Raw genomic sequence first — 13,801 nt, 5'->3', positions numbered from 1 at the left:
CGTTGACACACCGCTTCTCAGTATGATATAATATGATTACAGTTAGCAAAGGCTAACTGGCAAATAAGTATTTTTCGGCAGTGCGGCGCTTGATATTTTTGCGGTGATGGATAATGTCTGCTTTATGTGCGCATTTGCCTGTTTTTTCAGTAACCGGTTAGCTTATGCTAACGAAAGTCGAAGGGAGTATCTAATGAGTATCGTTATAGTTGGCGGAAATGAATGTATGGCGGGCCAGTATGAGAGCATCTGCAAATCTTATGGCTGCAAGGCTAAGGTATTTACAAAAGAAAGCGGCGCACTGAAAAAGAAGATCGGCAGCCCCGACCTGCTAGTGCTTTTTACCAACACCGTTTCCCACAAAATGGTCATAAGCGCCTCGCAGGAGGCTAAGCGCTCTAAGTTAAAAGTCGAGCGCGTTCGCTCAAGCAGCGCCGCTGCGCTTCACAGCGTTCTCAGCAAGCACTGCGGCTGCCCCGCAAACGGCTGATATTTCGCAAAAACGATTATTTCTACCTCTCCTTATCATATAAAAAGAACCGCCCCCGCAGTTTCCAACACGTTGCGTGGGCGGTTTTTTGCGCATATAAAAGCGCCGCACATCTTCGCGATATGCGGCGCTTGTTTGTTAAATTCAGCTTATTTTCAGCCATGCGCAGGCTATATCGAGCGCCTCGTAAAGGCTCTCTTTTTCTGCCTTTTTAACTATCTGATCCTTCGGCGGTACGGTAGGGTCGGTAGCCATCTTGCGTATGCGCACCTTGTTCGCCACGTCAAGATCTCCCTGCTTCTCCGTGCCCAGTATCTCGATCATTACTACATAATCATCATACATATTTCCAAAATAGATCAGGTTTCCTTTTCGTACCAGCGGCACTCCGCGGTATGTAAAAAAGCTTTTCTTATCTTCTGCCATGTGTCTGCCTCTTTTCTCCGCCGTATATTTCGCATATCAAGTCCCCCTGCGCCGGCGGTGCGTTTAGGGAAATAAATTTTATCAAATCGCTTGCTTTTCGGCTATGTTACAATTATAACATATTTTTGCCCTTTTGAAAACCCCTTTTTGTGATTTTTTTCACATTTTCAGAATTTCGTGATATTTTATCACAAGCTCTGCACATTCTTTTGCGAACATCTATAATCATACCACGTTCAGCCTGCGAAAAATGTCAGTTCGCGCGGCGTCAATAAGTATTGCTTACCTCGCCGCCGTCCTTTACGGCTTTCGCGTTTGAGATAAGGCGCGTTACCCAAGAGCTGGCAATGCGGTAAGGCGTTTTGCCGTTGAGTACCGCTATGCTGCGGCGGCCTGTATCCTTATAGAAATCTATTCTGTCAGATGTGCCGTCGGCGCAGTTTATCTCGATGCTCTGGTAAGGCTCGCCATCGGGCAGATCAAAGATTATCTCAGAAGTCGGGCATGTCAGAACGTACATATAGAAGCTCTTGAAGGTATCAACGCTTACCTCCTTGCCGTCGCACTCAGCCTTCGTAAGGTCAGCCGAGCTGTCGTCGCCGTCTGCTGATTCGGAAGTAAGGTCAAACTGCGTGTCCAGCTCGCCCTCCATCTTTATGTTGTCTACGTCTACTACCATGTTCCAGGTCATCATGCTGGAAACTATATCGCCCGGCTCGAGCGTTACCCAAGGCAGCGCCGAAGCGTCGATCTTCCAGATAGCGTCCTTGCCGTCTACTCCGGTGAAGTAGCAGTAGTAAGCCGATACAGCCGACTGCTCCTCGCCTTCGTCGTTGACTTCATGATACTCGTTGCCGATGGTGAGTTTGTAATCATAGCCGTCGCCCGTGTATGTAACGGCAGCGCGGGGCTTATCCAAGCCGTATTTTTTCATAGCCGCCTTGTCGGGGAAAACTACTTCCGCCTCCTGCGCGGTGAGTCCGTACAGTCCGTAAAGGGTATCGGTAGCGGTATCTACGTTCAGGTACGAGAATATCGGCTCGGTCATTACCTGCTGCGAAGCCATGTTTTCGCTCATTTTCTCGTTTACTTCTTCGCTGTCCTGCCGGAAAACCATCTTGTAGTCGATGTCGCTGCGCTCTATCGTCAGCGTGCCGAACGCGGGCATATCTTCGTCAGAGGGCTTTGTGAGCAGCGTAGCAGCCGCGAAAGCCTCTTTGCGCTCAGCGTAATATTTTACAGTAGATTCCAGTATCATGTAAACGTCGTTCGAGCCGTCTTCATGCAGGTATCTGTAACGGTTCTGAGGAGCGCTGTCGCCGACTATGAAAGTACGCTCGGTGCCATCGGTAAACTTCACCGTAAATGTGGCGTAAGGCGTTTCAAAGCCGTATTTCGCAAGGTCCTGCGAGTCGCTCTCTACCAGCTTGTAAGCTTTAAGCTGCGAAGCGTCCTCGGCAAGGTCGCTCACCATAGATGAGTTAAGCTCTATGCCATCCAGCTCGCGGATACCCGTAGTTTCCTTGCCCGTTTCGGTATCGCGGTAGTAGGTAAAGCTGCCGTTTTCGTTCACCGCGGTTAGCTCTGCCACGTCCGCCGCCTGCTTATCCACCAGCTTCACCGATTCGTCTTTTTCGGAAGAGGTGCTTGCCGAGGTGGTAACTGCCGAGGAGCTGTCGCCCGTATCGGCGCCTGTAAGCTCCAGTATTCCCAATGTGCCGCCTAAGCAGACCACTACCACAGCGCACACGATTATGCCTTTTGCCTTTGAATTCATTGGGTATCGTTCTCCTTTATCGCCAACATGACAGATTTATCATCTATTCTTTCTTCTCAGCCAGATGGTCAGACCTATCACCAGTGTGGCAACGGGTATAACGCCGATGAAGATTATCTTCAGGCGCTTTACAGCCGCGGCGTCTACGTCGAAGATATTGCCGGTTATCACCTTAGGCTCTATGGTGATGCCGCTGGTCGTCTTGCCGGTCATGCCGTTTACTACGCTGAGCAGATACTCTCTGTTCTGGAACTGCTCATACATCAAGTAGGTATCTGAGAACATAGTGTATGAGCCGCATACGAAGATGTTTGAGTAATCAGTAGTGCCGTCGTCATTAAATACTGCCTTTGAAGCGAGGGCTGCGTATATCTGCTTGCCGTTTTCGGTAGCCTTGCCCGTAGAGGTATCCATAACGCTTGCGCTGTCGGTAGAGCTTACATAGGCAGTAGCCGAATGCTTGCCCTTTTCCTCAGCCAGTATCTTTATCGGGCGCGAGTAGCTGGAAGCTATCTGTATAGTGTCGGAGGATATATCCTGCGTAAAGCCGTCGTTTATATCGTCCGCCATAGAGAGTATCTCGCCCGTCATGCTGTTCTGATAGGTGTGCTGCTGATCGTTGTCGAAAATTATTCCGTCGCCGATCTCGATGTAATATTCAGCTAGGAATTCATCGAGATTCGGGGTGCTTGCCTGCTGCGCGGAAGCCATGTAGATCATGTTTTTCTTGAGCTTGCCGTCATTATCGAGGAAGTCGGAGATCTTCTGTATCTCGGTATCGAGGTAGTCGGTCTGCGGCGCTGCGAGCACGCAGAGGTCGGTGTCCTCGGGTATATCCTCGGTTCTGATATCGACACTGTTTACAGTGTAGCCGTTAGCCTCAAGCAGGGTCTGGAAGTACGAAAGGTCGTCGCTCTCATTTCTGCCGGTGAGGAAAGTAACGGTAACGGGGTCGGGGTCGGTTACCGCCATAAGAGCGGAAACGAACGCCTGATCTGCGTTTGAGGACTCTACCACGCCCGCGCTGCCGACGTTTGCGAAAGCCGTAGCCTCAGTACCGAAATACTGAAGCAGATAGTCGCTTGCGGATAAGCCGTAGGTCTGCTGCGCCTGAGTTTCAAAATCATCGGTGAAATTTACAAGCTCGAGCAGCGAGATCTTGCGTATGCGTTTCAGCGGGTCGCCGTTATCATCCTTGATTATATTGCCGTTCTTATCCTTAGATGTAGACTCGGCGATGATGTCGTAAGCGGCGAGGTTCTGGTCGGAATAATCGCTCACAACGTCGGGGTTGGAGTCGAGGTCAATGTACTCTACGCTTATCTTGTTATTGTATTTTCTGTAATTTTGAAGCACTTCATCAGCCTGCTTGCTGTAATCGTTGATAGCCGAAAAGCTGTCCTCGGTAGCGAACACCTTGAAGGTAACTTCGGTATCTACGCTCTTCACATACTCCTCCGACTCTTTCGAGATAGAGTAGATGCTGTTTTTGGTAAGGTCGAAAGTTATCGGGTACTTATCAAAAAGTATTCCGCAGATAACGTTCACCAGCACGATTACGGCTATGAATACCACGATGTAAACGCCCGAAAGCATACCGTGTTTCAGCTTTTTCATCTCGTGCTTGCTCTTCTTTTTGCCCTTAGCGCTCTTGCCGCTTTCCTCTTCGGTATCTTCCGCTTCGGCTTTATCGGCGGCTTCCTGCTCGGCGGCGGGGGTGTCTTCAGCCTCTTTTTTCTCGTCTGCCAGCACGTCTGAAAGCAGCTTAGCAGAGTCGGTAGAGGTAACGTACTCCTCGCCCGCGCCCTCTTTCTGAGGCTCTAAATTTTCGTTATTCTTATTGCTCATATTATCTCAAGCCCCCTTTGCGTCACGACCAGCGGCGCTTTTCAAGCACGCGCACGGTGAGGAACAAAAATACCACTATCGCGCTGATGAAGAAAAGCACGTTTGAAAGGTCAAAAAGTCCGTAGGTAAAGCCGCTGTACCTCTCGTAGAAGGAAAGCTTTGTGCATACCGTTTCCAGCCAGTTCCAAGGTACAAGATTGCCTATGAGCGAGAGCATATTCAGCGCCAGTATGCTTATAAAGCTTATTACCGCCGCTACCACCTGATTTTCGGTGAGCGAGCTGCAAAAGATCCCTACCGCTATGAACGAAGCTCCGAAAAGCTCTAATCCCACTATATTGCCGATGATAACGAGCCAGTCCATCTCGGCGTATGCCGAAAGGATAACTGCGTATACTACGGTGATGGCTACCGCGCAGGTGTATACTAGCAGCGCGGCTAAGAATTTGCCCGCTACTATGCCGCCCAGACTTACGGGTGCGGTCAGCAGGCACTGATCTGTCTTTGATTTTTTATCCTCCGACATGGTACGCATGGTAAGGATAGGTATCAGCACCACGAGTATTATCATAAGCTGAGAGAACATAGTGTTCATCTTGGTGCTGCCCTGCGCCAGCGAAGAAGTAGCGAAGAAAAACGCCGAAAAAGCGTAAAACGCCGCTAAGAATATGTAACCGATAGGCGAGATAAAGTATGACTGTACCTCGCGTCTGAAAATTGCTCCCATATTATTCTTCGCCTCCGTTTATTGCTGCGGGCGCTTCGCCGATGGTTAGCCGCAGGAATATATCTTCCAGCGAAAGCTCAGCCGAGCGCAGCTCGAGTATAGGCGTGCCGTTTTCCGCCATAGCGTTGAAAAGCTCACGGCGAATATCTCTGCCCTCTTCCGTTTCTATGCGGTACTCTATCACGCCTTCGTTTTCGTTTACCTGTCGGCATACCTCTACGCCCTCTATCGCGAGCACCTTTTTCGCTACGCTCTCGTACTCGCCCTCTATCTTAGCGGTGAGTATGTGCGAGCCGATGAGCTTGTCTGAAAGGTTCGTTTCGGTATCGTCGGCTACTATCCTGCCCTCGTTGATAACTATTATCTTATCGCATACCGCCTGCACTTCGGAAAGTATGTGGGAGGAGAGTATAACAGTGTGGTTTTTGCCCAGCTTTTTTATCAGCGTGCGTATCTCTATTATCTGCTTCGGGTCAAGGCCTACGGTAGGCTCGTCGAGTATCAGCACGGGGGGATTTCCCACCAGCGCCTGCGCCACGCCTACTCTCTGCCGATAACCTTTTGAAAGATTTCGTATAACGCGGTTGTAAACGTGGTCTATCTTTACCAGCCCGCATATGTCTTTCAAGTGCGAAACTCTTGGCAGCTTGCACTTTTTCAGATCGTAGATGAAATTTAAGTATTCTTTTACCGTCATATCCATATACAGCGGAGGAAGTTCGGGCAGGTAGCCTATGTTCTTCTTCGCCTTTATGGGGTCTTCCAGTATGTCGATACCGTTTATCAGCGCCTTGCCGGATGTGGAAGAAATGTACCCCGTGAGCATATTCATGGTGGTAGATTTTCCCGCGCCGTTAGGGCCTAAGAAACCCAGTATCTCGCCATCGTTCGCCGTGAACGATATGTTATTTACAGCGGCTTTGTCGCCGTAATGCTTTGAAAGGTTCTGCACCTCTATCATTTTGAAAATTCACGCCTTTCCGCAAATCCAAATTGCAGGACAAAGCGGGGCAGAGAGAGTCTGTCCCGTAGGCAATATCGTACAACTATTGTGTACGGATTGCGCAGTCAGATTTTTCGTCAGATTGCCTAAAGCCGACGACGCTTAACTCGCGTTAAGCTAGGAGGTTTTGGGTGATATGACGGAAAATTGTTTTGGCTTCGCAAAAACGCAAGCAAGACGTGCACAAAGCCGCTAGGCGGTAGTTGTGCGATATTGCCTACTTGTCCTAAGAAACTCCAACGTTTATTTTAACGCATTGATGTGATAGTATTGTGACGTTATCACGAAAGCTTTTCAATACCTTTGCGGATCCTTGCCAGCGCGTCGTCTTTGCCTAGCATATAGCAGATCTCGATACCGCCGCCGGGGGTGAAAGCCTTGCCTGATACTGCCACGCGCAGGGGGTAAAGTACTATCGCGTTCTTGCAGCCCTTTTCGGCTATCAGCGTAAAGAGCGCGTCGTGGATAGCGTCTGCGCTCCAGTCCTCCAGACCCTCGAGCACGGGAAGCACGCTCTTTAAGGTATCGAGAGCTATCTCCTCATTGGTCTTTGACTTCTTGTGAACGTAAAGCGCCTTATCGTAATCGGGCAGCTCGTCGATGAAGTCTACCATCTCTGGTATCTCGGTAAACACCTCGGTGCGCGCCTGAAGCAGGCTTGCAACGTAGCTGAGGTCGATATCCTCGCGCTTGATGCCCTCTTTGAGGTAAGGCAGAGCGTGCTCGTAAAAAGCTTCGGGAGTGAGCATCTTGATGTACTTAGCGTTTATAGCCTTGAGCTTCATCGGGTCGAATATCGCGGGCGACTTGGAAATTCCGTGGATGTCAAATTCCTTTATCAGCTCCTGCAGCGAGAATATCTCTTCCTCGCCCTTAGGCGCCCAGCCCAGCAGAGCGATGTAGTTTATTACAGCCTCTTTCAGATAGCCCTTTTTGATGAGGTCCTGATAAGAAGCGTCGCCGTCGCGCTTCGCAAGCTTGTGCTGCTTGTCCTTCATGATGTGCTCAACGTGGATATACACCGGCTCTTCCCAGCCGAAAGCTTTGTAAAGCAGCGAATATTTCGGCGCGGAGGAGAGGTACTCGTTTCCTCTTACAACATGGGTGATGCCCATAAGGTGGTCGTCTACTACGTTCGCAAAATTGTAGGTAGGCATACCGTCGGTCTTTATAAGTATCTGGTCGTCGAGAACTTCGCAGGGGGTGGTAATATCGCCGTAAAGCTCGTCGTGGAAAGTTACCTCGCCCTCGGTAGGAACTTTCTGGCGGATAACGTAGGGCACGCCCGCAGCGAGCTTTGCCTCTACCTCTTCCTTAGGCAGGTCGCGGCAGTGGCGGTCATACATCGGCATTATTCCGCTGGCTTCCTGTATAGCGCGTACTTCCTCAAGGCGCTCCTTATCGCAGAAGCAGTAGTAAGCCTCGCCCTTTTCTACGAGCTGCTCGGCGTACTGCTTGAACATACCCATTCTTTCCGACTGGATGTAAGGGCCTACGGGGCCGCCGATATCAGGGCCTTCGTCCCAGTTAAGACCTACGTCGCGCAGGGTGTCGTATATTACCTGCGTAGCGCCCTCTACAAGGCGCTCACGGTCGGTGTCCTCTATTCTGAGGATAAAATCTCCGCCGCGCTGTTTCGCTATAAGGTAAGTGAAAAGTGCAGTTCTTAGGTTTCCGATGTGCATATATCCCGTAGGTGAGGGTGCAAATCTGGTTCTGACTTTGTTCATTTATATACATTCCTTTCAAATATAAGTCTTATCCTTTCGGTGATGGATACGCTGTATTTTTTGCCGACAGCACGAGCCGTGCCGCCTTAGCTATGTTTAAAATACTCCTTCACCTGTTCGGTGTTGCGCGCTATCTCGTCACGCAGCTCGCCGAAGTTTGCGAAAACCCTTTCGGGGCGCACAAACTCGTACAGCTCTATCGGCAGGGCCTTGCCATAGAGGTTTTCATGGCAGCCGATTATAAAAGTCTCCGCAAGCGGCGGCGCTGACTTGCTTACGGTGGGCTTTACACCGATGTTCGTCACGCCCGCCAGCCACTCGCCGTCTACCAGCACCTTAGCCGCGTAAACGCCGAACCGCGGGAGCACCAGCCCCTCGGGCAGCGGTTGATTTATAGTCGGGAAATTCCACGTTCTGCCAAGCTGCGCGCCGTGCTCTACTTTTATGGTGTAGCCGTAGCGCCTGCCGAGCAGCTCGTTCGCCGCCGCTATCTCGCCGCGCTCTATCAGCGCGCGTATGCGGGTAGAGCTTACCTCCGCCCCGCCGAGCGATAGCTTTTTCACCGCGCGCACCTCTATACCCAGTCCGCCGCAGATCTCGCGCAGGGCGTTCACATCGCCCGCGCCGCCCCTGCCGAAGCGAAAATCTTCGCCGCAGACCACGCAGCGCGTATTCAGCCTGCCTTTAAGCACCTGCTTTACAAAATCCTCCGCGCTCATGTCTTTCAGCTCGGCAAAATCCGCAGTCAGCGCGTATCCAAAGCCCATGCCGCCGAGCATTTTCAGCTTATCCGCCTCGGTAGTCAGCGTGCCCGCTATATCTTTTGAGGTAACGCTGCCGCTGCGAAATGTAAACACCGCGGGCGCGCAGCCAAGCTCCTCAGCCGCCGCCAGCGCGCCGCCGAGCACCTTTTGGTGCCCCAGATGCAGCCCGTCGAAAACGCCCAGCGCCGCAGCCGTACCTTTATCTAAAACTTTGTTTTTATCAATACAGATCAAAATTTCAACTCCGTGCTCAGATCAGAAATTTTTTATCACGGCAAATGCGCCGTCCTTAAAGCCGCCAAGCCCTATAAAAGCTTCGTCGGCGGCGTACACACGGTAGGTGTCGGCGGTCTGCTCAGCCTGCACCTGCTCGGGGCGCAGCTTCACACCGTTGCGGTAAAGCGCCGTTTCGCGCACGCCCAGCTTCACCTGCGGCCAGCAGGCAAAAACGCCGTCGGTAGGCAGCAGTATATCCGCCAAACGCCCCTCGGCGCAGCTTTCGGCTATCTGCTCTATCGTCAGGCAGTCCTCAAGCGTGTATGCGCCGGAGCGCGTGCGTATCAGCGAGGTCATAGCCCCGCCGCAGCCGAGCGCTTCGCCTATATCGTTTATTATCGTGCGTACATAAGTGCCCTGCCCGCAGTCGATCTCCATAACGCCCTCGCGTTTTTCAGGCGAGTAGTCGGTGACCTCTATGCGCGCCACCTGCGCGGGTCGGGGCTTTCGCTCTGCGCTTTTACCCTCGCGGGCAAGCTCGTAAAGCTTTTTGCCGTTTATTTTTACAGCCGAATACATCGGCGGAAGCTGCATTATATCGCCCACGAATTTTTCCGCAGCCGCTTTCAGCTCATCGCCGCTAACGGGCATATCGCTGCTTTCGAGCACCTTGCCCGTAGTATCCTGCGTATCGGTAGATATACCCAGCTTAAAGCCCGCGCGGTAGCTTTTCCGCTTATCGGGCAGTATATCGCAGCAGCGCGCCGCCTTGCCCACAAACACAGGCAGCACGCCTACCGCCATAGGGTCGAGCGTTCCCGCGTGGCCCAGCCGCTTTATATGCAGCACTCCCCGCAACTTCGCTATCACGTCGAAAGACGTCCAGCCCTGCGGTTTGTACACGGGTATAACTCCGCTGAGTTCGCAAGCACCGTTCACGCCGCTCACCGTGCGCTTTCCTCAAGCGCTTCGCTTACTGCGGCTATCACCTTTTGCTTTACTTCCTCCAGCGTGCCCTCTATCTCGCAGCCCGCCGCGCGGATATGTCCGCCGCCGCCGAATTTGCAGCAGAATGTCGAAGCGTCCATCTCCTCAGTAGTGCGCACCGAGAGTTTGAACACGTTTTCGTGGCGTTGCTTTATCGTTATGCCGATAACTACGCCCTCTACCGTCAGCGGTATTGAAGCCAGTCCGTCAAATTCGGCAGGCTCAGCGCCGCTTTCCTGCATCATCTGCGAGGTGAGGCATATCATAGAGCAGCGGTCGTCGAAATAATACTCCATTTCCGAGATCATCATCTCTTCCACTTTCAGCCGCTGCTTGCTCTTTATATCGAACATTTTGCGGTTTATCTGCGAAAAGTTTATGTTGTACTGCATAAGCTCCGCCGCCGCCATGTGCGCTTTCGGCGTAGTGTTTTCGTACTTAAAGCAGCCGGTATCGGTAGCTATGCCGGTGTAAAGGCAGCGTGCCTGCTGGTCGCTTATAGCGATGCCCTGCGATTTGAAAAATTCAAACAGCACAAGCGCCGCCGCCGAAGCCTTAGCGTCTAGCACAAGCTCTTTGGCGTAGTGGGTGTTTGAGATATGGTGGTCTATACAGAGGTCTATCTTGCCCTCGTACTTCGCAAAGCGCGAGCCGAGCAGCTTTTCGTCGGCAATGTCCACCGCTACCACCGTTTCTATCTCAAACTCCTGCACATAGTAACCGTCGTAGAGAAAATTATACCTTACGGGCAGGTTCTCGTTATTTACTACGTTCGCCTTTTTGCCCATATCCCTCAGCACTCCGCAGAGCGCAAAGCCGCTGCCCAGCGTATCGCCGTCGGGGCTTTTGTGGGTGAGGATAAGGTAATTATCGTGCTCTTCAAAAAATTTCTTCAGTTCTTTAAATTCCATTGTGGTTGAAGCCAGCTCCCCTCTTTGTGCAAAGCCGTTTTACTCGTTGTCAGCTTCGGCGTTTTCAGCCTCGGCGGCGTCCTTTTCGTCCAGCTCGCGCTTTATGGTCTTGAGCTTGTCGAATATCCTCATAGAGCTTTCGCCCGAGTTATCCGCTATGAATTTCAGGTCGGGGCACTTTCTCAGTCCCAGCACGTTAGATATTTCGCGCTTAAATATACCCGTGGCGCTGGTAAGGCCCTTTACCGCCGTTTCAGCGCGCTGCGCGCCGTCTATCGAAGATATATAGACCTTGCAGTAAGAGCCGTCGTGAGATACCTCGCAGCGAGTAACGGTGAGCGATTCGCCGCCGCCTACTCTGGGGTCTTTCAGCTCTCTCATTTTTGCAAAGACGATCCTGCGAATATCCTCGCTCATTCGTCCGGCTTTATAACTTGGCATTTCTTATCCCTTTCATCTATAAATATGCCCGCTGCACAGCCGCAGCCGTGCAGGCGCATACCAAAAAATCTTAATCTCTGTACTCTTCCATTATATAAGCTTCAAATACGTCGCCCTCGCGGAAGTCTGCGAATTTTTCGAGCGTTATACCGCACTCAAATCCCTCTGCTACTTCCTTAGCGTCGTCCTTAAAGCGCTTCAGGCTGCTCATCTTGTCGTCCGCAATGATTATGCCGTCGCGCACTACGCGGATAAGGTCGTTTCTGCCTATCTTACCGCTCTGTACATACGCGCCTGCTACCGCGCCTACGCCCGAGATCTTGTATACCTGGCGCACTTCTACGCGTGCGGTGTCTACCTCGCGGTACTTGGGCGCGAGCATACCCTTCATAGCTGTTTCTATCTCTTCGATAGCGTCGTAGATTATTCTGTAAAGGCGTATATCTACTCCGTCGCGCTCTGCCGATTCCTTAGCTACGGGGTCGGGGCGAACGTTAAAGCCTACGATTATAGCGTTTGAAGCGTTAGCCAGCATTACGTCCGACTCGCTTACCGCGCCTACCGCGCCGTGAATGACCTTTACGCGAACTTCTTCGTTAGAGAGCTTTTCGAGCGACTGCTTTACAGCCTCTACCGAGCCCTGTACGTCTGCCTTTACGATTATCGGCAGCTCCTTCATCTCGCCCTCAGAGATCTGGCTGAAGAGGTTGTCGAGCGTTACCTTAGTGTAGTGGCTGAACTGCTCTTCCTTAGCCTGCTGCTTTCTCTGCTCTACCAGCTCGCGCGCCAGCTTTTCGTCCTCTACGGCGTTGAACTGGTCGCCTGCGCCCGGCACTTCCGCCAGACCCGTTATCTCAACAGGGGTCGAGGGGCCCGCCTTGTCGATAGAGCGTCCCTTATCGTTGATCATAGTTCTTACTCTGCCGACAGCCGTGCCCGCTATGATAACGTCGCCCTTGTGCAGAGTACCCGCCTGTACCAGTACGGTTGCAACGGGGCCTTTGCCCTTATCGAGGCGCGCTTCGATAACCGCGCCCTTTGCGAGCTTGTCGGGGTTGGCTTTAAGCTCCTGAAAATCTGCAACGAGCAGTATATTCTCGAGCAGGTCGTCTATGCCCATGCCGGTCTTAGCGGATACGGGAACGCAGATAACGTCGCCGCCCCACTCTTCTACTACGAGGTCGTGCTCGGTGAGCTGCTGCTTTATGCGCTCGGGGTTCGCGCCCTCTTTATCCATCTTGTTTATAGCAACTATTACCTGTACGCCCGCAGCCTTTGCGTGGTTGATAGATTCTATGGTCTGCGGCATGATACCGTCGTCCGCCGCTACTACCAGCACCGCAATATCGGTGATGTTAGCTCCGCGTGCTCTCATAGATGTGAAAGCTTCATGGCCCGGGGTATCGAGGAAGGTTATCTTGCGGTTATTGTGGTATACCTGATACGCTCCTATGTGCTGAGTTATGCCGCCCGCCTCGCCGTCAGCGATATGCGCGTTTCTTATCCTATCGAGTATAGAGGTCTTGCCGTGGTCAACGTGGCCCATTACTACTACTACGGGGCAGCGCTCTTTCAGCGTTTCGGGAGCGTCCTCTTCGTCGGTGATAAGGCGGTCTTCTATCGTTACGATAACTTCCTTCTCTACCTTAGCGCCCAGCTCTTCCGCAACGAGCGAAGCGGTGTCGAAGTCGATAGTTTCGTTGAGGGTAGCCATTACGCCCAGACCCATCAGCTTCTTGATGACCTCGGTAGCGGTAACTTTCAGTCTGCTCGCCAGCTCTGAAACTACTATCTCGTCGGGTATCATTACCTTGAGCTGCTGCTTTCTCGCGCGCTCAAGCTCTAGGCGGCGCAGCTTTTCAGCCTCGGTCTCTCTCTTGTGTGAGAACTGCTGCTTCTTGTGCTGCTGCGACTTCTGAGTTATCTTCTGCTTTTTGGTGAAGTTGTCACGCTTCTTGCCGCCGCCCTGCTTCGAGATAGCGAGGTTATCGTACTTTTCGTTATATTTGTCAAGCTCTACATAGCTGCCGCGGGTATCTACCGTGCGGTAATTCTGCGAGCTGTTTTCCGAAACGGTGTAGCCCTTATCGGAAGCCGAGTCAGAGGATTTTCCTACCAGCGTTTTCTTCTCGCCGTGCTCCTGCTTCTTAGCTTTTTCCTGCTTTTTATTCTTCTTGTCAGCCTTTTCAGCGACAGGCTCAGCCTTAGGCTGCGCGGTCTGCGCAGGCTTCTCTGCCTTTGCAGGCTCGGTCTTAGCGGGCTTTTCTTCCTTAGCGGGCGCAGGCTTGCTCTCTGCCTTGGGTGCGGGCTTGTTCTCAGCCTTGGGCTTCTCCGCCTTTGCAGGCTCAGCCTTTTCCGCCTTATCAGCCTTTGCGGCAGGCTTCTTCTTAGGCTTTTCAGCCTTAGCCGCGGGCTTTTCTTCCTTAGCAGGCTCGGTCTTAGCGGGCTTTTCTTCCTTAGCGGGCGCAGGCTTGCTCTCTG

The 13,801-nt window shown here is 52.1% G+C and carries 12 protein-coding genes; 1 reads left to right on the top strand and 11 read right to left on the bottom strand.

All coding sequences use genetic code 11. The features are described 5' to 3' along the window. The first annotated feature begins 193 nt into the window (after positions 1–193). Entirely contained in the window at positions 194–490 is a 297-nt protein-coding gene (locus tag LI114_RS02820) for a DUF2325 domain-containing protein (RefSeq protein WP_022128244.1), read from the top strand. A gap of 144 nt (positions 491–634) precedes the next feature. Here LI114_RS02820 and LI114_RS02815 read toward each other — a convergent pair whose 3' ends face one another. From LI114_RS02815 to infB, 11 genes are all read right to left on the bottom strand, one after another. Further along, positions 635–916 (bottom strand): hypothetical protein, encoded by a 282-nt coding sequence (locus LI114_RS02815; protein ID WP_022128243.1) that lies wholly within the window; start codon positions 914–916, stop codon positions 635–637. 268 nt (positions 917–1,184) lie between these two features. Beyond that, positions 1,185–2,693, bottom strand: coding sequence for a DUF4340 domain-containing protein (locus LI114_RS02805; RefSeq protein WP_227219159.1), 1,509 nt, complete (start codon positions 2,691–2,693; stop codon positions 1,185–1,187). 39 nt (positions 2,694–2,732) lie between these two features. Beyond that, positions 2,733–4,541: a GldG family protein gene (locus LI114_RS02800; RefSeq protein ID WP_227219157.1), complete on the bottom strand. Its 1,809-nt coding sequence runs from the start codon at positions 4,539–4,541 to the stop codon at positions 2,733–2,735. 22 nt (positions 4,542–4,563) lie between these two features. After that, complete coding sequence (locus LI114_RS02795; protein ID WP_227219155.1) at positions 4,564–5,268, bottom strand: ABC transporter permease; 705 nt, start codon at positions 5,266–5,268, stop codon at positions 4,564–4,566. Between the two features lies 1 nt (position 5,269). Next, positions 5,270–6,229 (bottom strand): ATP-binding cassette domain-containing protein, encoded by a 960-nt coding sequence (locus LI114_RS02790; protein ID WP_227219154.1) that lies wholly within the window; start codon positions 6,227–6,229, stop codon positions 5,270–5,272. Positions 6,230–6,552: 323 nt separating this feature from the next. Further along, positions 6,553–8,001, bottom strand: coding sequence for a glutamate--tRNA ligase (gene gltX, locus LI114_RS02785; RefSeq protein WP_227219152.1), 1,449 nt, complete (start codon positions 7,999–8,001; stop codon positions 6,553–6,555). 86 nt (positions 8,002–8,087) lie between these two features. Further along, positions 8,088–8,999: a riboflavin biosynthesis protein RibF gene (gene ribF / locus LI114_RS02780; protein WP_227219150.1), complete on the bottom strand. Its 912-nt coding sequence runs from the start codon at positions 8,997–8,999 to the stop codon at positions 8,088–8,090. A gap of 21 nt (positions 9,000–9,020) precedes the next feature. Further along, entirely contained in the window at positions 9,021–9,929 is a 909-nt protein-coding gene (gene truB, locus LI114_RS02775; protein ID WP_227219148.1) for a tRNA pseudouridine(55) synthase TruB, read from the bottom strand. After that, positions 9,926–10,879, bottom strand: a complete 954-nt coding sequence (locus LI114_RS02770) for a DHH family phosphoesterase (protein WP_227219146.1) — start codon at positions 10,877–10,879, stop codon at positions 9,926–9,928. Before LI114_RS02770 ends, truB begins: the two co-directional genes overlap by 4 nt. A gap of 39 nt (positions 10,880–10,918) precedes the next feature. Further along, a complete protein-coding gene (rbfA, locus tag LI114_RS02765) occupies positions 10,919–11,320 on the bottom strand; it encodes a 30S ribosome-binding factor RbfA (protein WP_227219143.1) in 402 nt (133 codons plus the stop codon). 70 nt (positions 11,321–11,390) lie between these two features. Beyond that, positions 11,391–13,801 (bottom strand): translation initiation factor IF-2 (gene infB / locus LI114_RS02760; protein WP_227219141.1); only part of this gene is annotated, 2,411 nt, incomplete at its 5' end.

This window comes from Ruminococcus sp. 210702-SL.1.03, from assembly GCF_020559915.1.
Classification (GTDB): domain Bacteria; phylum Bacillota; class Clostridia; order Oscillospirales; family Ruminococcaceae; genus YE71.
This window is presented reverse-complemented; position numbering and strand designations above follow the sequence as displayed.